The organism is Vreelandella profundi (genome assembly GCF_019722725.1).
GTDB classification, from domain to species: domain Bacteria; phylum Pseudomonadota; class Gammaproteobacteria; order Pseudomonadales; family Halomonadaceae; genus Vreelandella; species Vreelandella profundi.
The window spans coordinates 2479079-2503673 of sequence record NZ_CP077941.1 but is presented as its reverse complement, the minus strand read 5'-3'; the positions used below and the strand labels follow the sequence as shown (position 1 = coordinate 2503673).

General features: G+C 54.3%; 20 protein-coding genes. 13 read left to right on the top strand and 7 right to left on the bottom strand.

Features of this window, described 5'->3' with window-relative positions:
- Positions 1–16: 16 nt before the first annotated feature.
- The 5 genes from KUO20_RS11505 (at position 17) to KUO20_RS11485 (ending at position 6880) form a co-directional block, all read left to right on the top strand.
- Positions 17–1081 (top strand): arginine N-succinyltransferase, encoded by a 1065-nt coding sequence (locus KUO20_RS11505; protein ID WP_235039998.1) that lies wholly within the window; start codon positions 17–19, stop codon positions 1079–1081.
- Positions 1081–2112 (top strand): arginine N-succinyltransferase, encoded by a 1032-nt coding sequence (gene astA, locus KUO20_RS11500; protein ID WP_235039997.1) that lies wholly within the window; start codon positions 1081–1083, stop codon positions 2110–2112. Before KUO20_RS11505 ends, astA begins: the two co-directional genes overlap by 1 nt.
- A gap of 50 nt (positions 2113–2162) precedes the next feature.
- Positions 2163–3635, top strand: a complete 1473-nt coding sequence (astD, locus tag KUO20_RS11495; RefSeq protein WP_235039996.1) for a succinylglutamate-semialdehyde dehydrogenase — start codon at positions 2163–2165, stop codon at positions 3633–3635.
- Positions 3632–4987: an N-succinylarginine dihydrolase gene (gene astB, locus KUO20_RS11490; RefSeq protein WP_235039995.1), complete on the top strand. Its 1356-nt coding sequence runs from the start codon at positions 3632–3634 to the stop codon at positions 4985–4987. Before astD ends, astB begins: the two co-directional genes overlap by 4 nt.
- Before the next feature lie 375 nt (positions 4988–5362).
- Positions 5363–6880 carry a Na+/H+ antiporter NhaC family protein gene (locus tag KUO20_RS11485; RefSeq protein WP_235039994.1) on the top strand — a complete coding sequence of 506 codons (1518 nt, stop codon included), beginning with the start codon at positions 5363–5365 and terminating at the stop codon, positions 6878–6880.
- 80 nt (positions 6881–6960) lie between these two features.
- On the opposite strand, the gene KUO20_RS11480 is transcribed toward KUO20_RS11485, so the two are convergent.
- The gene (locus KUO20_RS11480) at positions 6961–7878 is read right to left on the bottom strand and encodes a DMT family transporter (protein ID WP_235039993.1); all 918 of its coding nucleotides are present in this window, start codon (positions 7876–7878) and stop codon (positions 6961–6963) included.
- An 84-nt stretch (positions 7879–7962) separates the two neighbouring features.
- On the opposite strand from KUO20_RS11480, the gene KUO20_RS11475 reads away from it, so the two are divergent.
- The 7 genes from KUO20_RS11475 (at position 7963) to KUO20_RS11445 (ending at position 14152) form a co-directional block, all read left to right on the top strand.
- Positions 7963–8451 carry a MarR family winged helix-turn-helix transcriptional regulator gene (locus KUO20_RS11475; protein WP_235039992.1) on the top strand — a complete coding sequence of 163 codons (489 nt, stop codon included), beginning with the start codon at positions 7963–7965 and terminating at the stop codon, positions 8449–8451.
- 186 nt (positions 8452–8637) lie between these two features.
- On the top strand, positions 8638–9342 hold the full coding sequence (bluB, locus tag KUO20_RS11470) for a 5,6-dimethylbenzimidazole synthase (RefSeq protein WP_235039991.1): 705 nt from the start codon (positions 8638–8640) through the stop codon (positions 9340–9342).
- 113 nt (positions 9343–9455) lie between these two features.
- Entirely contained in the window at positions 9456–9929 is a 474-nt protein-coding gene (locus tag KUO20_RS11465) for a GNAT family N-acetyltransferase (RefSeq protein ID WP_235039990.1), read from the top strand.
- A gap of 10 nt (positions 9930–9939) precedes the next feature.
- Positions 9940–10845, top strand: coding sequence for a LysR family transcriptional regulator (locus KUO20_RS11460; RefSeq protein ID WP_235039989.1), 906 nt, complete (start codon positions 9940–9942; stop codon positions 10843–10845).
- Between the two features lie 145 nt (positions 10846–10990).
- Positions 10991–12400 (top strand): amidase, encoded by a 1410-nt coding sequence (locus tag KUO20_RS11455; protein ID WP_235039988.1) that lies wholly within the window; start codon positions 10991–10993, stop codon positions 12398–12400.
- Positions 12401–12429: 29 nt separating this feature from the next.
- Entirely contained in the window at positions 12430–12657 is a 228-nt protein-coding gene (locus KUO20_RS11450; RefSeq protein ID WP_235039987.1) for a hypothetical protein, read from the top strand.
- Positions 12650–14152 carry a sodium:solute symporter family protein gene (locus KUO20_RS11445; protein WP_235039986.1) on the top strand — a complete coding sequence of 501 codons (1503 nt, stop codon included), beginning with the start codon at positions 12650–12652 and terminating at the stop codon, positions 14150–14152. Before KUO20_RS11450 ends, KUO20_RS11445 begins: the two co-directional genes overlap by 8 nt.
- A 158-nt stretch (positions 14153–14310) precedes the next feature.
- Here the strand turns inward: KUO20_RS11445 and KUO20_RS11440 are convergent, their stop codons facing one another.
- Together KUO20_RS11440 and KUO20_RS11435 are read right to left on the bottom strand one after the other, a co-directional pair.
- Positions 14311–15363, bottom strand: coding sequence for an SPFH domain-containing protein (locus KUO20_RS11440; protein ID WP_235039985.1), 1053 nt, complete (start codon positions 15361–15363; stop codon positions 14311–14313).
- A gap of 2 nt (positions 15364–15365) precedes the next feature.
- Positions 15366–15860 (bottom strand): nodulation efficiency, NfeD-like protein, encoded by a 495-nt coding sequence (locus tag KUO20_RS11435; protein WP_235039984.1) that lies wholly within the window; start codon positions 15858–15860, stop codon positions 15366–15368.
- A gap of 204 nt (positions 15861–16064) precedes the next feature.
- Between KUO20_RS11435 and copM the strand changes: the two genes are divergently transcribed.
- The gene (gene copM / locus KUO20_RS11430; RefSeq protein WP_235039983.1) at positions 16065–16430 is read left to right on the top strand and encodes a CopM family metallochaperone; all 366 of its coding nucleotides are present in this window, start codon (positions 16065–16067) and stop codon (positions 16428–16430) included.
- Positions 16431–16685: 255 nt separating this feature from the next.
- Here the strand turns inward: copM and KUO20_RS11425 are convergent, their stop codons facing one another.
- The 4 genes from KUO20_RS11425 to KUO20_RS11410 are packed head-to-tail and all read right to left on the bottom strand — an operon-like array spanning position 16686 to position 24392.
- Positions 16686–17876, bottom strand: a complete 1191-nt coding sequence (locus tag KUO20_RS11425; protein WP_235039982.1) for a hypothetical protein — start codon at positions 17874–17876, stop codon at positions 16686–16688.
- Positions 17876–21445 (bottom strand): hypothetical protein, encoded by a 3570-nt coding sequence (locus tag KUO20_RS11420; RefSeq protein ID WP_235039981.1) that lies wholly within the window; start codon positions 21443–21445, stop codon positions 17876–17878. Before KUO20_RS11420 ends, KUO20_RS11425 begins: the two co-directional genes overlap by 1 nt.
- A 14-nt stretch (positions 21446–21459) precedes the next feature.
- Entirely contained in the window at positions 21460–22266 is an 807-nt protein-coding gene (locus KUO20_RS11415; RefSeq protein WP_235039980.1) for a DUF4123 domain-containing protein, read from the bottom strand.
- A complete protein-coding gene (locus tag KUO20_RS11410) occupies positions 22266–24392 on the bottom strand; it encodes a type VI secretion system Vgr family protein (RefSeq protein ID WP_235039979.1) in 2127 nt (708 codons plus the stop codon). The genes KUO20_RS11415 and KUO20_RS11410 overlap by 1 nt, the downstream gene beginning before the upstream one ends.
- Positions 24393–24595 lie beyond the last annotated feature (203 nt).

Below are 24595 nucleotides of genomic sequence, written 5' to 3'. Positions count from 1 at the left end.
CGAGGGGGCGTCGAGAATGCTGGTAGTACGACCCGTTAAGGCGACGGATCTCAACGCGTTGGAGCAGTTAGCTGAGCACGCCGTGCCTAAGCTAACCAACCTGCCTGCTAACCGCGAACGTCTTGAAGAGCGCATTGCGCGCTCTTTAGATGCGTTTAGTGGTGACGCTGAGTTTCCTGAAAACGAGCATTATACCTTTGTGTTAGCGGACGATAGCCGCGATGAGGTGCTGGGCACGGCCACTATTCGTGCCCAGGCTGGCGCCAGTGAAGCCTATTACACTTATCGTCAGGAAACGCTGATTCACGCCTCTCAGCAGCTCAATGTACGCCGTGAAGTGCAGACATTAGCGCTCTCCCATGAAGTATCAGATGCCACGCTGCTGTGTGCTTTTTCGCTTAACCCACGTTACAAGGGCACCAGTGCAGAAAGCCTTCTACGCCGCGCGCGGTTGATGTTTATTGCTCAGTATCCGGAGCGTTTCTCGCGCATTCTCGCGGTGGCTTTTCCTGGCTATTTAGATACCCACAGCGAATCGCCGTTTTGGGAGAGCGTTGGGCGGCATTTTTTTGCGCGCAGTTTTCAGGATATTAATCATATTGCGGGCGTGCGCTCGAAAAGCTTTATTGCTGAGGTGATGCCCCAATTTCCACTTTATTTACCGCTGCTTACGCCCCAAGCGCGGGCCGCGATTGGTCGCGAACACCCGGCTCACGAAGAAGCGCTGCAGGAGATGTTGGCGGAAGGCTTCGTGCGTTCTCGTCACGTGGACATTTTCGACGCCGGGCCGATTGTCAAAGCAGAGCGCGAACGGCTTGAAACCTTTCGCAGCGCCGCCTGGCATCCGGTACGCATTCGCCCTGAACATGCGCTGCCCGATGCTGAGCCTGCGATGGTCGCCAATCAAAAACTCGGTGAGTTCCGCTGCATTGTGTCGCGCTATGCGCTCTCGCCGACGGGTCAGCTAATGCTGTCTCCTGAGCACGCCAAACGGCTGGGTGTCACCGAAGGGCGAGCGGTGCTTGCCGCGCCGTTGACATTACCCACCGCGGTAGACGCGCTTGATGAAGGAGAAATGTAATGCGCATTCGACCCATTGCCCGTGAAGATTTGGATGGGCTTCAGGCGCTTGCGCAGCAGGCAGGCGTTGGCTTTACCTCGTTGCCGGATAATCGTGAATTCCTCGCCGGTAAAATTGAAGCCGCCGCCAGCGCATTTGAAGAACGCACACCGGTAGACGATCGGCTCTACTTCTTTGTATTAGAAGATGAAGAAAATGGCGAACTTGCCGGCTGCTGCGCGATTGAGGGCCAGGTGGGTCGTGAAGTGCCGTTTTATAACTATCGCCTGGGTACGCTGGCACACTCATCCATCCAGCTCGATTTGCACCGCACGATCGATACGCTGTTTTTAAGCTCCGACCACACCGGTGATGCCGAAGTTTGCTCGCTGTTTCTGCGCCCGGAGTATCGTGGCGAAGCGAATTGTCACTTACGCAATGGCGCGCTGCTTTCCAAGGCTCGGTGGCTGTTTATCGCTCAATTTCGTGACCGCTTCCCGCAGAAGGTGCTGGCGGAAATGCGCGGCGTGTTCGATGAGAACAATACCAGCCCTTTCTGGGAGAGCCTTGGTAAGCACTTTTTCCCTATGGACTTCAGTGAAGCTGACCGCTTAACCGGTTTGGGCCAGAAGAGCTTTATCGGCGAGCTGATGCCGCGATTTCCTATTTACACAACGTTCATGGCCGAAGAGGCGCGCGCCTGCATTGGCCAGGTGCATCGCCATACCCGGCCTGCGCTAGAAATGCTCAACAAAGAGGGGCTGCGCTGGGAAGGCTATATCGACATTTTCGATGGCGGCCCGACGGTTGAGGCGTATATCGACGACGTGGGCGCGATTCGCAACTCGCGGCTGTGTCAGGTAGAGGTTTCGCCCAGCGCCCCGCAAGAGAGCGTTAGCCGCTGGCTGGCGGCTACTATCCAAATGCGCAACTTTACGGCCAGTTGGATAGGCCGTGCACCGGCGCATGACAACACCATCGTGCTTAGTGAGCAGGAAGCAAGCCGGCTGGACGTCACCACCGGTGACTTCGTTCGCTTACTGGAAACCTAAATCCTGTAAAAATAAGCACGGTATAAGTTTGGCAACGTTAGGAGAGAACGATGCACGCTCAACAGCAGCAATTGATCAACGGCGCCTGGGTAGCAGGCGAAGCAGACACGTTCGCCAAACATGATCCTATCTCGGCTAAGCAGCTGTGGCAGGGTGCATCAGCTTCTAGTGAGCAGGTTGGCGCCGCGATTAACGCCGCACGGGGAGCGTTTCCTAGCTGGGCGCGTACGCCGGTTACTGAGCGTCAGGCACTGGTCGAGCGGTTTGCCGAGATTCTAAAAACGCGTGGTGAAGACCTCGCCCTGGCGATTGCCTCTGAAACCGGCAAGCCGCTCTGGGAGGCGCGCACCGAGGCAGGAGCGATGGTGGGTAAGATTGCCCTGTCGATCAGCGCATACCATGAACGTACCGGCGAGCGTGAAAAAGCGGTGGGTAGCGCTAAAGCCGTTCTGCGCCATCGCCCCCACGGTGTCATGGCGGTATTTGGCCCTTATAACTTTCCCGGCCACTTACCTAACGGCCACATGGTGCCCGCGCTGCTGGCAGGTAACTGCATCGTTTTTAAACCCAGTGACCAAACCCCGTTAACGGCTGATCTCACGCTGCAGTGCTGGCTAGAAGCCGGGCTGCCTGCCGGCGTTATTAACTTAGTGCAGGGTGGCGTGGCGGTCGGCCAGTCGCTTGCTGCGCATCCCGGTATTGATGGCTTGCTGTTTACCGGCAGTGCCAACGTTGGCGGCATGCTGCACAAGCAGTTCGCCGGGCAGTTGGATAAGATTCTCGCGTTGGAGCTAGGCGGTAATAATCCCTTGGTGGTCAAGGATGTGCCCGATCAGCGCGCCGCCGTGTTGGCTATTCTACAGTCGGCGTATCTTTCCGGTGGCCAGCGCTGTACGTGTGCTCGTCGATTGATGGTGCCCTTTGGTGACGTTGGCGACCGCTTAATCGACGCGCTTTCAGAGGCGATTACCAAGTTACATGTGGCGGGCCAGTTTGACGAAAATCCTGCGCCATTTTACGCCGGTTTGGTTAGCGTGGCTGCCGCGGACGGCCTGCTAAAAGCTCAGGACGCGCTGGAAGCACTGGGCGGCACGGTCATCAATCGTATGCAGCGGCTTCAGGAGGGCACCAGTTTGCTGAGCCCTGCGCTTATCGACGTGACGGGCCTGGACGTTCCTGATGAGGAGCATTTTGGGCCGCTACTCAAGATCCATCGTTACAACGATTGGGATGAGGCGCTTGAGCTTGCTAACAATACCCGCTACGGGCTCTCTGCCGGGCTGATTGGCGGTGATAAAGCCGATTGGGACGACTTTTTGCTGCGTATCCGTGCCGGAATTGTTAACTGGAATCGTCAAACGACCGGCGCTTCCGGCGACGCGCCCTTTGGCGGCGTGGGCGACAGCGGCAATCATCGCCCCAGCGCTTACTATGCGGCGGACTACTGCGCCTACCCCGTCGCGTCCATGGAAGCCGACACCTTGGAGATGCCTGACACTCTGCCGCCGGGAGTCATTCTATGAGCACCGCTGCCATCAGCAATGTCAGAGAAGTCAATTTCGATGGTTTGGTTGGCCCTACCCACAATTACTCCGGGCTTGCGGTAGGTAACGTTGCCTCGATGAGCCATGGCGGCTTGGTGTCGAACCCCAAAGAGGGCGCGCTGCAGGGCCTGCTGAAAATGAAGTCGCTGATGGATGCAGGCTACGCTCAGGGCGTATTGCCACCTCAGCAGCGGCCTGATATCGGCGCTCTGCGCGATTTAGGCTTCAAGGGTAGCCACCGTGAAGTGTTGGCTCGCGCCGCCACCGAGGCCCCGCACTTGCTGCGCGCCGTTTGCTCCGCTTCCAGCATGTGGACGGCTAACGCGGGCACTATTACGCCCAGCCGGGATGCGTGGGACAGCCGAGTACATTTCACTCCGGCGAATCTGCAGTCCAGCTTTCATCGTTACCTCGAACCACAAACGACGGGCCGTGTACTGCGGGCGATTTTTCACGATGAGCAGTATTTCGCCCATCACCCGGTGTTGCCCGCCACGCCTGATTTTTCCGATGAAGGCGCGGCCAACCATACGCGCCTTTGCGGCGAGCATGGCGAGCCAGGCGTGCATCTGTTTGTCTATGGCCGCCAGTCGTTTGGTGGCGAGCGCCAGCCAGCACGTTTTCCGGCAAGACAGACGTTAGAAGCTAGCCAAGCGGTGGCTCGCCAGCACGGCCTGACGGAAGCTCAAACGGTGTTTGCTCAGCAGCACCCGGACGCCATCGACGCAGGCGTTTTCCACAATGACGTGATTGCTGTTGGCAATGGCCCTGTACTGCTGTATCACGAAATGGCGTTTTTGGATGAAGAGGGGACGCTAGATGAGCTGCGCGCCAAAATGTCGACGCCCTTGATTCCCATACGCGTGCCTCTCGACGCCGTCAGCATGGAAGATGCGGTCGCTTCCTATCTGTTCAACTCACAGCTGCTGTCTAATCCAGACGGCACGATGACGCTGGTCGTACCCAGTGAATGCCAGGAGCGAGAAGCGGTCTGGCGCACGCTGCAAGGTTACCTGCTGGCGGGCAATAACCCGATCAGTGACGTGATCGTGAAAGACGTCAAGCAAAGCATGCGCAACGGCGGTGGACCCGCCTGCCTGCGTTTACGCGTAGTGTTGACGGATGCCGAGTGCGCAGCGCTCACCGGCCGCGTGCTGCTGACCGATGCGCTGTACGGCGATCTAACCGCTTGGGTCAACCGTCATTACCGTGACCGACTAGCGCCCGATGATCTTGCCGACCCGCAGCTTGCAGAAGAGTCGCTCACGGCATTGGATGAACTGACACAGCTGCTGCAAATTGGCTCGGTTTATCCGTTTCAGTTGAGGTAGGAAGAGCGCTGTTAAGAGCAAACCGAAATGCCAAGGCACTGCCTTGGCATTTTTTATTGATGTACTTGTATACGTTTAAAACATTGCTTTAGGGAGTTGTTGGTTTTAAATAAAGGGTTGATTTTGTTTGTTTAATAATGGATATTGCGCACAAAATTTTAGCGGAAAAGCACTGATGAGACCTGGGAGGAAACCCTTTCTACTCTATTTTTTTTGCTGCTGTATAGCAGCTTGAGTTCGGCGCTAATCTCGTGAGCTTTACAGCTCTCATATTGCGTATGTTCACGCACTCATCGCCACAATACATTGATCCTCTGAGCTAATGTCACTCGTTGCTTACGCGATATGCTTTCAATCCATTAGGAGAAGAATAATATGGAAAATATGGGGTTTATTTCTCTCATTCCTCCAATACTGTCCATTGTGCTAGCCGTCCTGTTTAGAAATGTCATCGTCTCCCTTTCTGTAGGCATCTTTGCGGGATTAATGATGCTCTCTGGTGGAAACCCGATTGCTGCCACAACAAGCACCATTCGTGATTACGTAACGCCTCAGCTTACCGATAGCTACAATGCTGCTGTTATTGTCCTGTTATTTTTCATCGGAGGATTCGTTTCACTAGTCGAGCATTCGGGTGGCGGTGCAGCTCTTGCTAGCCGGACTATTCACTATATTAATACCAAGGCAAAAACTCAGATCTCAGCGTGGATGGGGGGCTTAATAATATTCTTCTCAGATATGGGTACACCTTTAATTGTGGGCCCTGTTTTCGAAAAAATATTTGATAAAGTCAAAGTCTCACGAGAAAAACTGGCCTGGATTCTGGACTCTACTTCCTCCCCAGTCGCCATCTTGATTCCCTTTATTGGCTGGGGAGTTTACGTTATGGGGCTCATTCGGGAAGAGTTTAATCATCTCGGGATTAATGCCTCTGAATTTACAGCATTTGTGCAAACGATACCCTTCCAGTTCTATGCAATTTTGACGGTACTAGCCGTTCCGACGGTTGCTCTCGCGCGTATTGATTTCGGTGCCATGAGACAGGCGGATCAGCGCGTTAGAGAAACAGGCCAACTATATTGGCCCGGTTCAACCCCCTTACGTAAAGTTGATGCTCAGCTTAATAGTACCGGTGTAGAAAGCCACCCATCTCTTATCTGGCTTCCTCTCAGTGTACTGTTCGTTACTCTATTTAGCCTTTTGGTGGCGGCTGGGTTTCCTTTCGAGTCAGTCCCTGGCAGTGACTTTAGAGTCGCGCTGAGCACGGCCTATTTTTTTGCCGCTGTAGTGCTTATGAGTTTGATGATTTATTTCAAAGTAAAACGTCTTGGCGATATTTTTGATATCTATATTTCAGGTATGCAGAAAATGGTCAGTGTAGTACTCATTCTAGTGCTTGCATGGGCACTAGGATCGCTACTCAAAGAGATGGGAACCGCCAACTATATCGTTGATCTTATGGAAGGCAACGTCCCGTCCTTTATTGTTCCTGCTGTTATCTTTCTCTCGGCCGCAGGCATGTCCTTCGCTACCGGAAGCTCTTGGGGTACCTTCGCTATTATGCTTCCCTTGGCGATTCCTATGGCAGCTGGTTTAGAAGCACCCATTATCATAAGTATTGCTGCCGTCTTGTCAGGAGGTATCTTTGGAGATCACTGTTCGCCCATTTCTGACTCGACCATTTTGGCATCAACGGGCGCTGGTTGTGATCACATCGACCATGTCAGAACACAGCTTCCCTACGCATTAACTAATGGTGGTATTGCCCTGGTTTCATTCGTAATAGCAGGTCTCACTGAAAGCGGCTTGACCGTATTAATCAGCGTGTTTGCAATGATTGCTACCTTCTATACGTTATCTCGGGTTCAAAAAAATCTTGTGCTAAAGCATTAAGCCAATTGGCCCATACACGCTACTGGGCTGACAATAATTCTTGGCTCAGGTGCGCTCTAAAGCGGATGGTGACTTCAAGGTTACTGCCTAACCTTGCCAATATTCAGTAGGGCAATGCCTGAGCCAATGAGAAAAATTCCGAGCAGTAAGCCTTCGGGGGCGGCTTCTCCTTGCAAAAATATCGCGACCGGTACGCCTACTATGGCGCCCACCGAACCCAGTAAACTGAGTAGCACCGGTCCGCCGCTTTTCTGTAGTAAAAAGAGCAGAAAGAACTGGCCTGCGAACACTAGGGATTGAAGCGCGATCAGTAGAAGCGGAAGGCTTTGCTCGGTGGGTATGCTAAGCGAGAAACCGGGCAGAAAACCAACACCGAATAGGATAACAACCGCGGCGATCAGCATGCCGGGGGCCAGCGCATCGCCAGAGACGCCGGCTGGCCAGCGCAGTGTCCGATAAAGATTGCCGATCGCCAACAGTACTGGCCCCGCTAGTGCCAGGAGAATCCAGAGATAATCGGCATCCGGCGTGGAAAGCTTGTGAGCCGCTAAGGTGACGGCGCCTGCAAGGGCTGACAGCACGCCCGCCGCACGCATTGCCTGAAAGCGTTCCAGCTTTAATATCAGTGCGCCAATATAGGTAAGCAGCGGCGGCAGAGTAATGGTTAAGGCAACGAACCCTGCGCCAATATGCGGAATGGCGGAGAAAAAGATCAGGTTAGACCCCGCTACTCCCACAAACGCGGCCACGAAGTAATACTCAATGGTACGTTTCGTGATGGGCGGCAAATTGCGACGGAGTGCGGAGATCGTAATCAGTATCAGCGCCGCGCCGGTAATCGACCAAAATAAAAAAGCGAGCGCTGATAGCTGTCTTTCACCCGCCAGTTTGGCTAAGTTGGTCGATAGGCCCAGCAAGGCTCCGCCGGATAATAGATATGCCAGTGGGGCTAGCCAGGCTTTTTTGGATTGAGTCTTGGGAGCAGTAGGTGATGCCATTTGCATATTCTCATCGTTATATCTTGATATCAAGATATTTGCGTAGAGTCTTGACGTCAAGATAAAAAAGCGCAAAATGCAGGCATGGATCATGTAGACAGCATTCTCAAACAGTGGCAGAAAGAGCGCCCCGATCTCGACGTGGCGCCAATGGGTACGCTTGGGCGGATTAAGCGGCTGAATCACTACTTAATGCGTGCCATGGAAAAGACATGGTCGAGATACGATCTGAATGGTGCCAGTTTCGATGTAATGGCAACGCTTCGCCGTGCGGGCGCGCCCTACGCGCTATCCCCCGGGGATTTGATGGCGTCCACGATGGTGACATCGGGCACCATGACGCACCGTATTAACTTGTTGGAAAAAGCTGGATTAATAAAACGGGTCAAAAACCCCGACGACGGTCGAGGGTTTTTGATCTCGCTTTCCCCGCAAGGGCTTGAAGTGATCAATGAGGCCGTCACTGCCCACGTAGAGACGCAGGCACAGCTAGTCGCTGCCTTAACCGATGAGCAGATCGCTCAACTTGATCGCTTATTGAAGCAGCTCTTAGTGGGTTTTGAGCAGCAGTAATAGCCAACATAGTCGTACGTTAATCGTTATTTAATGTGAGCGTTAAATTAACAACGTCTATCACGCTCCATTTCTTTTAAGTGCCTAAAGGCAGCGTCATTTTACCTCGACAATGGCGGCTAGGCTCACCTCGTGTAGACTCTTCTCTGTCTATAACATTGATCAGAAGAAGGCCTGCCCTGCGCCATGACCCATTCGAACTGCCATTTTTCCGATGCTGAGCGGCGTGGGCTGTATCGCGCTATATATGAGCGGCGCGATGTACGCTCGCAGTTCCTTCCTGATCCTATCCCACCAGAAATACTCGCGCGGCTGCTTAACGCGTCCCACCATGCGCCTTCAGTGGGATTTATGCAGCCCTGGGATTTCATCGTGATTGAAAGCCGAGAAGTAAGACAATCGGTGCTGGCGATGTTCGAGCAGGAGAACCAAAAGGCCGCCGAGCAGTTTGAGGGGGAGCGCAATGAGCGTTACCGCGGTCTCAAGCTACAGGGCATTATGGAAAGTCCGCTTAATCTTTGTATTACCTGTGACCGCAGCCGGGGCGGACCTCACGTATTAGGGCGCAATAGCATTCTAGAAACCGACTTATTTAGCACCTGCCTAGCCGTGCAAAATCTTTGGCTAGCGGCGCGGGCCGAAGGGATTGGTGTCGGCTGGGTGAGCATCCTTGATCAAACACAGCTGAGCACGGCCCTTAACCTGCCTGACCATGTGTATCCCGTGGCGTACCTTTGCCTTGGCTATGTCAGCGAATTTTTAGATCAGCCGGAGCTTGAGGCGAAAGGATGGCGCTCGCGGCTGCCGCTGAAGGAGTTAGTGCACAGCGATAGCTGGGGCCAGCCGCTGACGGATAGTCAGCTTGAGGCAGCCCTGAGTGAACCGCGATAGCGCTGGTGATCACTGTCTTGCTCTCTCGGCTGCGTGTCTTTAGCTTCCTATAGCGGGGTGTCCCATTAGCCGCTATTGTATTCGCTTTTGCTTAACTAGATGAGGAGCCGTTAATGCACGGTATTACTCTTCAGCGTCTCAGCGCCGATGATCCCAATATTATGACCGTGGCAAAGTGGACCTTTGAAGCCTGGGGGCATTTGCACCCAGGGCTCACGTTGGAAGAGGCTATCGAACTGACGCAGGCAGAATGCGGCAGTGCGGGAGTACCTTCCATCTTCGTCGCGATGAAAGGGGAGTTGCCTGTCGGCACGGCCAGCCTGATTGCCGATGATATGAGCACTCGTCGTGAACTGACCCCGTGGCTAGCCTCCGTATTTGTGGTGCCCGAATGGCGGAGTAAGGGGATTGCTTCGGCCTTAGTGCAACGCGTAGAAGCCGAGGTGCTTGAGAACGATATGGAGCACTTTTATCTCTATACCCCTGATCAACAGGCGCTTTATGGGCGTTTGGCTTGGCAAGAGGAAGAAACGCTTGAGTATCGAGGCGAAACCGTCACGCTGATGTCACGGCAGCTTGCGCGGTGAGGGGGCCTTTATGATCAGTGGCCGCGCATTACGCTACTTCGACACCGTTGCCCGCTGCCGTTCTTTGCGACAAGCCTCTGCCCAGCTGCATATTGCACCTACCGCGATCAGCCGGCAGATCGATTTACTGGAACATCAATTGGGTGCGCCGCTGATCGAGCGTGGCCCGAATGGGATTAGCCTGACGGCGGCCGGTGAGCTGCTAGCCGCCCAGGCCCAGCGCACCTTGCGTGATCTTGAACGAGTGCAGGAGCATATCGCTGATTTGAAAGGCCTGCGCACTGGCCGGGTAAGTTTGCAGGTGGCGGAAGGCGTTGTAGCAGGTGTATTAGCGCCAGCTTTGGCAAGTATGGGGCATCGCCACCCACAGCTACGTTTTGATATTCAGATCGCCAGTGCAAGCCAAATGGTGGAAGCGTTACGCCGTGGTGATGCGGATATTGGCCTGTCGTTTTTTATGCCCCGCCATGATGACATTTTGCCGTTCGCCAGCGTCGAGTTGCATCATCATGCAGTGATGGCGCCTGATCATCCGCTGGCCCATGCCACTGAGGTGAGCCTTCACACACTCTCAGAGCACCGATTAATATTGCCGGATGCATCTTACGGCGTGCGCCAAGCGCTACAGCGCGCTGCGCATCGAGCAGGCGTTGTTCTAGCGCCGATATTTAACACCGCATCACTGGAAACCCAAAAATCACTAGCCCTTAACAAGGCAGGCGTTTTGGTGCTGCCGCCGATGGCCGTGCACCGCGAGTGCCAGTTAGGCGAGCTGGTGAGCGTTCCTTTAGCGCCCTCTGAGCTGGAGGCTGCGCGTATTGATCTCTGCGTTTATCGCCATCGCCAGCGTAGCTTCGCGACGGAAACCTGCCTTTCGCTTTTGGCCAGTACTTTGCAGACATTAGATAACTCCTAACTACTGCCAGGGGAGTGCGCACAAAATGTGGACACGCTGCGGTCAATATTGAAATGGCACAAGACACATGGTCGGTCCATGCTGAGGTTGTTGATAAAGACAGTTCGATAGCAAGAATTCGATAACAACAGCAATAGGTGATGCCATGCCTGAATTACATCAACTAACGGCGACGCAACTTTTAGAGGGCTACCGGGCGCATTCCTTTTCCCCACGCGACGTGGCCGGTGCACTGGTCGAACATATCGCCAAGTGGGAGCCGCACATTAATGCACTCTATGCTTATCAGCCTGATGCGTTCATTCACGCCGCTGAGGCGTCTACCCAACGTTGGGCCAAAGGCCAGCCAAGTGGCCACCTTGATGGTGTACCGGTCACCTTAAAAGAGTTAATTGCAACGCAAGGCATGCCCGTGCCCGGTGGAACAGGGCTTGGCGAGCAGGCACTAGCTACCGAGGATGCCCCACCGGCGGCACGATTAGACGAAGACAATGCGTTGCTGTTGGGAAAAACGACATGTCCCGATTTTGGCATGCTTTCATCAGGCCTTTCGTCATTTCATGGCTTAACCCGCAACCCTTGGGATTTGGCCTGCAACACCGGCGGTTCTAGCTCTGGTGCCGGGGCAGCCGCTGCCGCCGGGTTTGGCCCGCTGCATGTGGGGACTGATATCGGTGGCTCCATACGTCTGCCTGCAGCGTGGTGTGGCGTAGTGGGATTTAAGCCCACGCTAGGCCGGGTGCCCATCGATCCGTATTATATGGGCCGCTGTGCAGGGCCAATGACGCGCAGCGTAGAGGACGCCGCGTTAATGATGACTGCGCTCGCTCGTACAGACCGTCGCGATGCAATGCGCTTGCCTCCAGAAAAGATCGATTGGACCGACTTGGCGTTAGATCTGCATGGCTTGCGCGTGGGTGTAATGATGGAGGCGGGCTGCGGGCTACCGCTGAATGAAGAAATTCGCGACTGCGTAGAGCAGGCTGCGAAGCAGCTGGAAGCCGCTGGCGCAACGCTGGTACCCCTTGCGCCAGTGCTGACACGTGAAATGCTGGATGGACTGGATAACTTTTGGCAGGGCCGCCAGTGGGTCGAGTTACTGAAGCTTTCGCCTAAAGAGCGTGAGCAGGTGCTGCCCTCAATTCTCGCCTGGGCCGAGGGCGGTGCTCGCTTAACGGGCGTAGCCGCGGTGCAAGGCTTTCAGCAAACCATGGCAATGCGCCGCGCGACGGAAGCAGCGTTTGATAAGGTAGACGCGGTGATTTCACCCACGACGCCCAATATCGCTTTTCCAGCAGAGTGGTCATCACCTACGAATGATCCGTCTCAGCCGTTTGAGCACATTACCTATACCGTGCCATGGAATATGGGCGAGCAGCCGGCGATCACAATTAATGCCGGGTTTAGCCGGGCAGCTACTTCCTTGAATATGCCTATTGGCGTGCAGCTAATCGGGCCACGTTTTGCTGATCATTTTGTTTTAAAGCTAGCGAAGCAGCTGGAAGACCGATTAGCGTTACCTATGCAGCGGCCAACACTTCCGACAGTGAATTGATGTCATTCAATAATGATAAGGGGATATCGATGAGACGCTTGATTGTGCTGCCTACCTCTAGAGCAGGCTGGGGGCTGTTAATCGCTTTTGTGGCGCTGGTGCTGGCGGGTACATGGCCGGTGATTGGCCTGGTGAACCGTGCAACGCTAGTGATGGGGTTGCCGCTCATGGTGGTATGGAGCTACCTGATTATTTTTGCCTGCGTGGCGGTCATGCTCATTGGCAATCATATTGTAGAGAGAGACGATCATGAATAGTGTTTGGCCTTTGCTCATCACCTTAACGTATGTGGCTATCGCGATGATCATTGGCCTGCGTGCCCGCAATGGGTGTGCCAAGAATGCCGATATGAACAGCCTAGAAGAGTGGGGCGTGGCAGGGCGCAGCATGGGGCCGGTCACCTTATACCTGCTGATTGCCGCCGGGAGTGTCAGTGCTTACACCTTTATGGGCGCGCCGGGGTGGGCCTACTCCAAAGGCGTGGCGGTGTTTTACGTGGCGATCTACCTCGCTTACTTGGCGCTGATAGCGTGGTATTTTGGGCCGAAGGTGTGGCAGTTCGGCGATCAGTTTGGCCACGTGACTCAGGCAAGCGCCATCGCTGATCGCTATCAAAGCCCAGCGCTTGGAGCTTTAGCGGCACTAGTGATGGCGATTGGCTCTGTTGCCTATGCGGTGCTACAAACTATCGGCTCGGCCTACATTTTATTCGTAATGAGCGGGGGGATGATACCCATTTGGCTGGGCGTGCTGTCCGTGCTGGCCTGTATTGCGGTCTATCTTTATGCCAGCGGCCAGCGAGCAATTGGCCGTACCAATGCGTTTCAGGGCGTGCTCATGCTGATCGTGGCTTGGGCGGTTGGTTTATGGGCCGTCCATAGCGCTACCGGGGGGCTGAGCTTTTCTGGCGTATTTGAGCGCATTCAAACTGAACACAGTGAGTTTTTAACGCTGCCGGGGGCGGGCGGTGATATGAGCTTTAGTTTCTGGACGACCTCGATCATCGTTTCAATGTTCTCTTTTATGCCGCCGGTATGGACGCAGTGGATGAGTGCTTCATCAGCGCGCACTATCCGCCGTAGCGCGACCTGGTTACCTACTTATTACGTGGTGATTTTGCCCATGGTAGTGGTCGGCTTTATCGGCATTTTCTCGCTGCCGGAGTTGGCCCGTGCTGATACGGTTGCCCTGGAATACGCCATGCAGCACCTGCCCGTCGTATTAGTTGGTTTGTTGGGGGCAGGCACTCTGGCGGCATCGATGTCTTCCAGCGAGCCGTTTATCCACTCGGTATCGCTGTCACTTAGTAAAGATGTGCTTCAACCGGTTTTAAAGCTCTCTGACGGGGCGACTGGCAAGCTCGCACGACTATTAATTCTACCCATTATGTTTCTGGTGGTTGCCCCATTGGCTATTGCTGAACCGGGTAGTTTGGTGATGATTCTGTTAGTGGGGCTGGGGTTTGCCTCCCAGGTATTACCGGCATTCATTGGCATGTTTTTCTGGCCGCGCGCTTCTCGTCTGGGAGTAATGGCTGGCATTGTGGCGGGGTTTTTAGTAACCGTTGCGTTTACGACGCTATGGCCGCATCCGCTGGGCATTCACGCAGGTTTCTGGGGGCTAATGATCAACCTACCGGTCTTCGTGGCCGTGTCTTTAATGACACCAGCGACCAATGACGACGTAGTTGAGCGCTTCTTTCGTATTGCCGCACCGCGTGGTTTTACTAGGCTTGGTGGGGCTAAAAAATAACCACGGATAATTGCATTCGCTACGGTGAATGCATACATCAAATGATGGCTAAAGCCTCACCGATTTGGCTATAACCCTTCATACTGCCAACAAAAAGCCGGTTCACAAGTGAGCCGGCTTATAAGTGCTTATTTCTTAATCGTTTAGTGATGAAGAAATCAATTAACGCCTGCAGCACCGCCGACTATACCGCTACGAAAATCGCTGTTACTGCCACTGCGGTTTTTAAGATGAGTAGACACGGTGTCTTCAGGTGAACCTGCCATTTCGCGGAACATGCCCATAGAACCAAGCAGCGCTGATGATTCATACGGTACGAATACGCGCTCGCCGTCTTTTGCCATGTTGGGTAATACTTTGATGTAACTCTGGCCGAGTAGATAGCCGACGACCGTGCGCTTGTTCTCTTCACTGTCGCCAATAGCGCTAAGCACCAGCTTGATCGACTCCTGCTCGCCCTGGGCGCGCAAAATGGCTGATTCTTTATCACCCTGAGCATTGAGGATGGATGACTCCCGCTGGCCCTGAGCCATGGCAATCGCCGCTGACTTTTCACCCTCGGCTTCGGTGACGGTGGCACGGCGTTTACGCTCAGCGGCCATTTGTAAGCGCATGGCGGTTTCTACTTCTTCCGGCATGGCGATATCCTGCACCTCAACGCGAGATATTTTTATGCCCCACTTAGAAGCGGGTTCTTCCATTGCCGCCTGAATCTCATTATTCACTTCCGCGCGAGATTCAAACAGCTTATCCAGCTCCATCTTGCCGACGACTGAACGCAGCGTTGTCTTGGCCAGCACCTCAACCGCCTGGCTCATATTGACGACCTCATACACGGCCCTCTTAGGGTCGATAATCTGGTAATAGAGCGCGCCATTGATACGCACCGTGACGTTATCGGTGGTGACCACCGGCTGGCCGGGGAAGTCCATGACCGTTTCGCGGCGGTCGATGCGGATTTCGTCGGTGGTAATCGCAGTGTATTCCTCACCGAGTTTGCGATAGCGCAGCATAGTGATGGCGCGGGGCTGCTCGATAAACGGGATAATAATGTTAATACCGCTTTCCAATACGCGATTGAACGACCCAAGTCGTTCCACCACCATGACTTCAGATTGGCGAATAATGATTAAGCCTTTAGAAATAATCACGATCGCGATCGCAACAATAATTAAGCTTATTAATAAACCTGGGCTAATAGGTAGATCCATTGTTAGGGTTCCTTATGTTGTGAGTTGTCATCTTGAGGGGCAATGTCTGCAGGCTGATGTAGCGTGACCAATGCGGTAGTACCTTCAAAGCGCCTAAATACTACCGTTGTGCCGCTGGGTAACTCGATTTCACCAGTATCAAGGTCGCGTAAACGATAAAAATCGCCGTTTACTTTGATGCCGGTGGCATCATCAAAATCACGGCGCAGAGTGGTGTAATGATTGCCTTTCTCGACACCAGTGCCCGTAGTGCCGTAGGCGACTCCGCGAGGTGAAAAGCGCGGACGAATGACCATGATGCATAGTGGTAGCAGTACGCCTGTAAAAATCGCCATACTGAGCAACTGCCAGGGAAGCGTTAATCCTAACGTAGTGACCGCCGCCGTTAGCGCAGCGGCAATTCCTAGCGCTAGTAACACCATCGCGCCCGATGTGAGCTCACCTAAGCTAAGCAGCAGGGCTAGTACTAGCCATGTATATGCAGGATTCCAATCCATAGCGTCTCCTAAAATGGATTAATGGTCTGGCACTAGAATAACGTATTAACGTGCCCTTGACCTGTAGGCAACCCATAGGCTTTAAACTGTCCAAACCACACTATTCTATTGGAGACTTTTATGCTGCCATTCCACTCAACGCGTGTTAGTGGCAACACTCGCTCTGACACTCGAAGGGGCATTCCCGTAGCAGCAGTTTCGCTTATGTTGGTGAGTTTGCTGGTGGCACCTCTTAGCTATGCTCAGCATCATGAAGCTGAAGAGCAGCTCGGTGGTCACGGCCAGCACGAAGAATCAAACCAACAGCACACAAATGATCCTGCTGTCGCGGCGTATCAAGCAGCCAATGGCCGTATGCACGAAGACATGACGATGTCATTTACTGGCGACCCTGATGTAGATTTCGCACAAGGGATGATTCCTCATCATGAGGGGGCAATTGCCATGGCAAACATTGTGTTGGAGTACGGTGAAGATGAAGAGATTCGCCAGCTAGCAGAAGAAATTATTGCTGCTCAGGAGAATGAAATTGCTTTTCTACGTGAATGGCTTGCTCAGAAAGGGCATTGATCAGAAGAGTAGGCTAAGTGTCTGGCGGATCTGGGGCGATTCATTAGCCTGGAAGGCTGTATCAGCATAATGAGCTTGCTGCTGTTCGGTCTGGCTCATACGCCGGCCCCTTGTTTGCTCCATACCCAGGTCAACGACGCAGGGTGCGCGGTAAAGGTCATTTCGTAGTCAATAATACGTGATGGAGTATCCGCCCAGGAAGAAAACCGCTATTTTCCTGAGCGGATAGCCAATGGCTGTGTGCCGGATTAGCTCTCAGCGCGGGTGTTCGTCGTTCTGGTGCTGATCCGGGGAATCACCGGACGGCGTCGCTTCCGGCCGATCAATGAACTTACCCGCCTTCCAAGGAAAGCGCCCAAAGTCGTTGACGTCTTCCGGTTCGCCTTTGCGGGTTTCGCGGTAGTTGGGTACTGAGAGTTCCATCAGGTCTGGGCGCCCTCCCCAGTGGGTCGCATCCACTTCGGCCCGATGCGCCTCACGCAGTGCCTTGAGTTCTTCAGCGCTGCTATTGGCATATAAATCACGCCAGTAGGTAGCGGGGCGGTCACGCTTACCCGCCTCATCATAAGCCTTTGTGGTCGGATCAAAGTGACGGAAGGGCTCTAATTCAGGTACATCTGGCAGCGGCTGAGTGACATCCATATAACGCTGCAACATATCCCAAGCAGCATAGCGCTGGGCGATACTGCCATCCACAGCAAAGCTAAACTCCAGTGGGTTCTTGGTCAGCGGGTCAGGGCTCTGATGAGGGTAGCGGTGGATTACTTTGAACGAGTGAAACTGTGACCCTTGGGTGCCTACCCGCATTTCGATATAGGCATCGAACTCATAGAAGGGGAAATCACCTCGAGAGGTCATGACCATGCCGGTGCGTCGACAAAAAGCATAATCATCTGACCAATTACGGTTGCCTTTATAGAATTTCAACTCATACTTTTCCCAAAGTCGCAGAAGAAGAGTCGCGAAGCCGCAAATGACCAACACTATAATCAAGGGTGTAAATGCCTGTAGTAAGGTGTCGGCAGCAAAGATAAATAGTATTGTGCAAACAGCCATGATTCCTGTGAATAGGTACCCCCCCCCCACTCCTCCTCCTGCTCTAACAAAGCTAAAACCATGGGAGTAGATAACAAAGATAAAGCGTAACAGGCGATAAAGAATGCCTATTTTTTCATCAACTCTCTTTGACCAGCGATGCTCGTTTATCATGGTGTAGTCATGATAATTGTTGCCGATATATTGATACTCCCGAAACCAGCTTTCCGAGTACTGATAGGTAGTCGGGTTGACACCTAGATAACTGCCCCAGGGCAGGCGAGTTTCCAAAATGCGTCCGCGCAGCATCTCGTTTTGAGGGGCATAGCTTTGCTCGGGAATCGCATCGGCGCGGTAGGCGGTCTCGGCGTAGCCATCCGCAGACGTTAGTGGTTCGTTTTGCAAACTCATCAGCGGCCTCCTTGCTGATTCAATACCCAGGTCAACGACGAGGGGTGCGTGGTAAAGGTCATTTCGTCCTCGATAGTTTGATATTGTCTATTTGCCTGATCCCAGTACTGTATGGAGCCCTGGCCCGTTAGATCGTCAAGATACAACCGCACCAGGTTGGTTTTCTGGTGATACTCCTGCCTGTGATCGGGCTCGTGCTGAAAACGGCCACGGCTCTGGCGCAACCAGCGTGGGTCGACACCTAGATGCGAGCTGGGAATACCCATGCGCCGCCATTTCCGGGGCAAGGAAATTCCCAGATAACGGATAGCTTTATCTTCAGGGTCTTCCGCCTCAGCAGAGGCTATTAAACGCTGATCCTTTACGACAGGATAATACTGATAGGTGAAGCCCATATCAGGCACCGGCGCCAGATAGTCGGCGCTGACGCCTAGAGGAGGAAGTTGGAACTCGCCATAGCGTAAACCGGCGCAGCTGAATTTGACCGCGAGTTCACAGTCTGCAAAGCGCGGTGCTAACTCAGCTAACGCTCGAGGAGATACCAGTTCAGCATAGGTGTCATGCAGCCCCTGCAGCAGGTAAAGGTAGGCTTGGTGGGGGCTAGCCCCTCTTAGCTGTATTAGATAATTATGAATAGCGACTGAATCCTGGTCATCCTCTTGGGCAGCGAGCTGGGCCAAGCGAGATTCCAGTTCATCTCGGCGGCTGCCGAAAGGGCCGTAATGTACCCAAAGAGAAAAACCGTCATCGCGGCTATTGGTTGCAAGGTACTGAAAGAAAACAGAGGCCGCCAGGCTAATCACGGTGATGGGCACTGGCCTTGATGTACCTACCCAGCCCAATACGCGATTAGCAAGTTGACTAGGTAATAATCTAGCTTCAGATACACGACTAGCAGCAGTACCGAAGCCTGATCCGTAAACGGTTGCTACCCCCATTGCACCGGCTTGAGCGCCGGTCAACCATGCAGCCCGTTGTTCGCCACGCTGGGCCAGTTGATAAGCATCATTGGCCACAAGGATAGTAGTCAACAGACCGGCCCCTAACGTCGCTAAACCACGATATTTTCCCGCATCGTCCATGGCTTCTTGCCAAGCGCTAGCTCTGAAATAGGAAGTATCTAGAAAATTATTGGTCTTTACGGCCCAGCTCCACTGACTATTAGCCAGCTTCAACCCCTGGGCGCTTAGTAAAAAAGCATCAACGGCTGCACTAAAAACACCTGCACCAGATCGACCACTAAAATCAGTAGAAGCAGCTTCCCCAGCAGCAAAGGCATTATTCACCTCTAACACCGCTAAAACAGCCCAAAAAGCCGTATAGCCTGTACGCGCGCCATAAAAACGCCACTCGCCTGTTTCACGGCCAGTCACACGAACGGTCTGGTTTCCGGAAGAAGACACAGCATTGCCGCCTAGCGCATTGGTGGTCGCCGTGGCCTGCAGGGCTGCACTGGCTTGGGCCATTTCGGCGGTGACTGTTTTGAACTCGCGCGGCGCAATCCAGACAATCCCACCACCCTTTAATTCGGCTTTGATCGACAAGCCGCCCCCCAAGGCGCCTTTTAACTCAGCGTAGTCAGTGGCGATGTCAATCTCCATGCTCTGACCAAGTTTGAGCCAGGGAATGGCGGCCATGAGAGGAGGCAGGGCGCTGATGACAATCGCATCGGAGCCATTGAGCACACGGCGCAAAACATCCGCCGTGGGGTTTGTTTCTTCGACAAGTTGGTTCTGCAGGGCCAGCAGGTCATCCGCGGTTAGCGTGGCGGCGCTGGCTTCCTGGGAGAGTATTTGCTGCGAGGCCTGGGTGATTCGATCCAGGTCTCTTTCATAGGCTTCACCCCAGCTGTCATCTACATCGCACAGCGCCGCCTTGAAGAAGAACGTTGAGACAGGGTGCTTACCCTCATAGAGGATATCAAGGGTAGCTCGACAGCGCTCGGGCGAGCGATAGTCGGCCAGTTCCTCTGTGATACCTTTGGGATCAAAGGGTCGCAACCCATTTAGCAGCATATCGATGCTGCGCGCGAGAATGACATAGGGTTCGAGCAGGTTGATGTCATCGAACAGCATGGCATCATGCAGCGCATGGGTAAGCGCCCCAGGCGAGACATCATCCAGCAATTCGGCAAGGGCTGAGAGGGACTCATCGCGCCTTAGCCGAGCAAGGCGGCGCTCTTCCATTTTGACTAGCCGACAAAACAGGCTTTCCCGGCCGCGGTCAAGCTTACGGTCAAACCACTCATCAAGGTAGCGCGGGTTGCTTTCACCATCAGGCCCTTCGGCCATAAAGCAGTTAGCATGTACCAGCTCCGCCGATGCACCATGAGGGTGGTATTTCATGCTCTCCGCCAGCACCATCAGCAATTCGGTAGTGGCTTGGATATCGGCAATCAGATGTTCGGCTGCCTGCTTAGGATCACGCAGGAAGACACAGCAGAGCTGCTGATCACGTAACGGTGCTAAACAATCCTCTGTGGCGGTCGGCGCTTTTATAAGCGCTAACTGTGCTTCTTCGGCCTGTTCATCATCGGGCCTTAGGGGGTTGCACCACTGTTGTAACAGGGTGCCGCGTAGGCCTGGTGAGAAGTTGCGCTGCCTTTTCGCCATATCGATATCCGGGAGCGTTGCGTCTTCCTCATCAGAATCGAAAAAGGCTCGCTCGGATTCAAGCTGATCAAACAACGCGCTCCAGCCTTCTGCCGCAGGATCTTCAATATAATCGCGCGGGCTGCCCCACGCTTGCTCATATACCGCATCGCGTGCGCGCATGGGCGGCAACCAGTCCAACCAGGCCTTACCCGCGCACTCATCGCGGTTGACCTCAAGCCCATGCTGATAGAGATTTTGCCCCTGCCCTTGAAGCATGACGGCAACAGAAGATTCGTTCAGTGCGAGAGGCTGGCAGCGTTTTTCGATCAGGCTTGGATTGGCTTCCAATTGTTGAATATGTGCCCAAGGCCAGGGGTGGTCAGAGAAGGCCAAGTACACATTGGCTGTTTCGCCATTGAGCTTGAGGGGCAAATGGAGTTGTGACAGCGCGGTACCGGTGAAATCTCGAACCGTAGGAACGTTATCCTGTTGCCGATACGTCGCGATGTCGCTATCGGTGAACCGTGGCGCTTGGTTCGGCTCGCCGGATATCACCAACTCCCGGATCAGGCGGTTGTCGAGGAACACGTAGAGAAAGCCGCCACGGCATGGCCCTGCTGCCAACTCATGGTGGTCGAGATACAGCATGGGTACGGTCGACACCATCAGATTATGCTGAAAAGCCCGCTGTTTGGGAATCAGGCCGGATTGCGAGATCTCTTCCATCTGCAGTAATGGGATCTCAATGTCACCGAGCTTTTGTATCAGGCAATAGCCTGCCAGCTCTTCCTCTAAGCACTCTTTCTGCGACTCGACAATGGGCCCGAAACGCCCCTCGGACGCATCTCGCTCTTCCAGACGTTCTACCGCTGCGTCATCCTGATAGAGCCAATACTCGTTCTGGTCGTTATCTTCGTGATGGCCCGTGATTTCTACATAGATCGCCTTGGGGCTGCACGCGTGGTTCTGTGACATTCCTGTTTCCTTTGTCATTTCATCGCTTCAGGAGAAAGGGACTCGATGAAGTGTTCAAATGCGTCACTCGTTATTAGCCTGCCTTGCGCGTTTTCCACCGCTTGCTTGCGTGACAGATTGAGTTTCCACGTATCGTGCCAGTAGTGCTCTAGCGCCCGCCAGAGAGAGATGATGCAGTTGTCATCTTTTTGCAGCAGGTCGAAACGGTGAACGGCGTCGCCCAATAATGGCATTAGCCGGGAAAACTGCCTCAAGCCTTGCAGGCGGTGCTGAGTCTCCTCGTCCAGCCGTAGTGCCTTGCCACTCGGTATACTATTGCCGCCAGTCGAGAAATGGCGTTCATAAACAATACCGTCAGCACTCCGGCAAAGCGGCCACGACCAGCAGGTGTCTTTATCCATCAGGGCAAGACGGTCTGTCTGGTCGAGTTTTTTTTCCCCCAATAAGAGGTGCAAGACTGCCGGCTCGTGAAAGCGCAGCAAGCCCATCCCGTTCCCAGGCGTGTCAATGGTAAGGCAGGCGGCGAGGCGCTGTTGCAGGTCATTCAGAGAAGCCGGCGTGTCGATAACTATCGAGGCGGCATGTTGCATCCATTTAGCGGCATATTGCTGCCAAACGCTGTCGTCTTGTGTGATGTCTAGGAGTGCCGGGCCGCTGTCTCGTACTGCCTGATAGGGCGTGCCGTCGTATAGCCAGCGAAACATTGGTTGGTTTGTTGTGGCATAAAAACGGCGTAACACTTCCCCCTCGGGAAGGCTGGCGGTATCGACCAACCAGTAACGCCGCTCTCTTTGCTCCGGTAGCTTTGCTACGTAACGCATTAAGTCGCTCTGCATGGGCAGTCAGCCAGTGGGCAACTGCCATCGGTTTGCTTTTGGCATAGCTGGATGATGCTGGCCTCCTGTGCTGAAGCTTCCAGTAGCGCCTCATGAGTCACCGGCGGTATCGCTTCATGCACCTCAGCCACCGCATGCCCTGGCAGAAGCGGGCCTTCCACGGCCTGCCCGGAGCCATTGCCAGGGTTTCCGCCGGCATTAACGCGTACTTTTGGGCCAACGATCGTAATGCCGCTACCATCTAACTTAAGAAAACTGCCGCCGGCGTTCAGGGTGAGTTCGTCACCCGCTTCAAGCACGACTTTATGGCCGGCCTTGATGTGTAGCTCACGGCCGCTTTCGCTGAGCCAGGCTTGGCCGGCGTTGATATGCAGGGAGCCTTGCACGTTGAAGTGCTGCTGGCCTTCGGTGTGCTCGAAACGATTGCCGTGCACCGTGTGGTGGTCGTCGTTGTCGATCTCGCTGATGCGGTCGTTCTTGACCTTCAAGAAGCTGTCGTTGCGGATCTCTTCGATACGGTCGTTGAGCGTGAGCAACTCCAGGTCTTTCTGGGCATGCAGCCAAATCTGTTCTTCATTTGCTTCGTCTTCAAAGCGCAGTTCGTTAAAGCCTTCGGCTTTATGGCTCTGGGTGCGCAGCACCGTGCGGGTTTTGTGCGCCGGCAGTGGGTAGGGCGCGGTATTGACCGCGTGATAGGTACGCCCGGTGACCAAGGGCTGATCCGGGTCGCCTTCCAGAAACGAGATAATCACTTCATGCCCAATGCGGGGAATGGCGATACTACCGTAGCCGCCGCCTGCCCAGCCTTGGGCGACGCGTACCCAGCAGCTGGCGTCTTTCCCAGCGGCTTCGCCGCTAGCCCCGGCGGTATTAGGCTCGGCGTAGCGATCCCAGGGGAACTGGACTTTGACCCGGCCGTGCTCATCGCAGTGGATCTCTTCGCCCTCGGGGCCGACCACAAAGGCGGCCTGAAGGCCATCGACCCGGGGCTTGGGATTAGGGATGGCCCGCCAAGGGGCATCACCGGGAATTAGCGTGACCTGATTGTAATAACGGGTCATCCCGTTGGCATCACCCTGAGTCATGCCGTCTTCTTCCAGCGCCTGGGGCTGTTCACCGTGGTGAGTAACGCTTATCGCCTGCCAATCGCGGTTAAGGCTGTCAGTATCGTGATCGGTCAGGCTAAAGCGCAAGCCAGGCGCGAGTTCGGGCAGATCACTTTCGGCACTGGCGGTAATGGCTTCGCGGCGAAGCTGCTCCAGGCGAATGCGGGTAAAGGGCTCGCCGGAGGCGTTCTGCTTATAGCGGCCGGGGTAATCAAAATGTTCGTAGTCAGACTGCTGCCCGTGGGCTTCCACATCACGGCCTAAGTGTTCGTGTAACTGGGCGTAGGCCGGGTTCTTGAAGCTGTAGTCTTTCAGCGTGGCGGAGGCCGCAGCGACGCGGGCCTTTTGACTCAGCTTGCGTACATGGCGGCTGGGAGCCGTGCCCCCCGCCCGGCTGTGATAAGTGCGTTCGCCTAGGCTCGTTAGCACTTGCGGATCGTCGGCAAAGATCAGCCGGTGGGAGCCGCCATCGCTGCCTTCACCTCGTTCAGCAAATTCATGAAAGTAAAACAGGCCTTCTTCGGCGGCGAGGCGCTCAATAAAAGCTAGGTCTGTCTCGCGGTATTGAACGCAGTACTCGCGCTCAGGAAGAGTGCGATTGACGGCAAAAGCCACATCGGTGATACCACGCTCATCGCATAGGGTATTGATGATGGTGAGCGGGTCGGTCTTCTGGAAAATCCGCGAGTTCTGGCGTAGCGAAAGCCGCCAGAGGGCTGGGCGCAGTACTAGCGAGTAGAAGGTGCGGCGGTGGCCCCGGTCGCCACGGCCAAACTCGCTGACAATGCCGTGCACTCGGCGCAAGGCCTTGCCGTCCTGCCAAATCGTCAGGGTGGCGTCGCGATCAAGCAGGTCAGCGGCGTCTAGGCTGCCATCGCGGCTTGCCAGATTAATCGCCAGTTCAAAGGGCTGGGAGAGTATCTCGCGGTGGGTGAAGTTGATCACCGCGATATCATTAACGCCGGGAAGCGTCACCGTGAATTGCAAACCGGTGCTAAGCGTCATGCCCCCTCCAGGGATAATTGACAAGAGTAATCTAAACAAATGAGAAACGATCAGGATAACGACCTGACCCCTCACAGCAACCCTTGTGCGCTATCTAGCGGCAATGTCTTACAAGCCGTGTAGGCAATCTCTTACAAAATCGGCGTTTGATGCTTAAAAAGTAAACAACGTTGGCCTCATGAGCTGTGGCAGAGGTGTTATTC

Excerpts from the sequence above, each read along its gene's own strand:
- KUO20_RS11505 (WP_235039998.1), top strand. The coding sequence starts at position 17 with ATGCTGGTAGTACGACCCGTTAAGGCGACGGATCTCAACGCGTTGGAG.
- KUO20_RS11485 (WP_235039994.1), top strand. The coding sequence starts at position 5,363 with ATGGAAAATATGGGGTTTATTTCTCTCATTCCTCCAATACTGTCCATT.
- KUO20_RS11440 (WP_235039985.1), bottom strand. The coding sequence starts at position 15,363 with ATGGATCTACCTATTAGCCCAGGTTTATTAATAAGCTTAATTATTGTT.
- KUO20_RS11465 (WP_235039990.1), top strand. The coding sequence starts at position 9,456 with ATGCACGGTATTACTCTTCAGCGTCTCAGCGCCGATGATCCCAATATT.
- KUO20_RS11480 (WP_235039993.1), bottom strand. The coding sequence starts at position 7,878 with ATGGCATCACCTACTGCTCCCAAGACTCAATCCAAAAAAGCCTGGCTA.
- KUO20_RS11425 (WP_235039982.1), bottom strand. The coding sequence starts at position 17,876 with ATGAGTTTGCAAAACGAACCACTAACGTCTGCGGATGGCTACGCCGAG.
- KUO20_RS11420 (WP_235039981.1), bottom strand. The coding sequence starts at position 21,445 with ATGTCACAGAACCACGCGTGCAGCCCCAAGGCGATCTATGTAGAAATC.
- KUO20_RS11450 (WP_235039987.1), top strand. The coding sequence starts at position 12,430 with ATGAGACGCTTGATTGTGCTGCCTACCTCTAGAGCAGGCTGGGGGCTG.
- KUO20_RS11415 (WP_235039980.1), bottom strand. The coding sequence starts at position 22,266 with ATGCGTTACGTAGCAAAGCTACCGGAGCAAAGAGAGCGGCGTTACTGG.
- KUO20_RS11460 (WP_235039989.1), top strand. The coding sequence starts at position 9,940 with ATGATCAGTGGCCGCGCATTACGCTACTTCGACACCGTTGCCCGCTGC.
- KUO20_RS11455 (WP_235039988.1), top strand. The coding sequence starts at position 10,991 with ATGCCTGAATTACATCAACTAACGGCGACGCAACTTTTAGAGGGCTAC.
- KUO20_RS11475 (WP_235039992.1), top strand. The coding sequence starts at position 7,963 with ATGGATCATGTAGACAGCATTCTCAAACAGTGGCAGAAAGAGCGCCCC.
- bluB (WP_235039991.1), top strand. The coding sequence starts at position 8,638 with ATGACCCATTCGAACTGCCATTTTTCCGATGCTGAGCGGCGTGGGCTG.
- KUO20_RS11435 (WP_235039984.1), bottom strand. The coding sequence starts at position 15,860 with ATGGATTGGAATCCTGCATATACATGGCTAGTACTAGCCCTGCTGCTT.
- KUO20_RS11410 (WP_235039979.1), bottom strand. The coding sequence starts at position 24,392 with ATGACGCTTAGCACCGGTTTGCAATTCACGGTGACGCTTCCCGGCGTT.
- astB (WP_235039995.1), top strand. The coding sequence starts at position 3,632 with ATGAGCACCGCTGCCATCAGCAATGTCAGAGAAGTCAATTTCGATGGT.
- astA (WP_235039997.1), top strand. The coding sequence starts at position 1,081 with ATGCGCATTCGACCCATTGCCCGTGAAGATTTGGATGGGCTTCAGGCG.
- copM (WP_235039983.1), top strand. The coding sequence starts at position 16,065 with ATGTTGGTGAGTTTGCTGGTGGCACCTCTTAGCTATGCTCAGCATCAT.
- astD (WP_235039996.1), top strand. The coding sequence starts at position 2,163 with ATGCACGCTCAACAGCAGCAATTGATCAACGGCGCCTGGGTAGCAGGC.
- KUO20_RS11445 (WP_235039986.1), top strand. The coding sequence starts at position 12,650 with ATGAATAGTGTTTGGCCTTTGCTCATCACCTTAACGTATGTGGCTATC.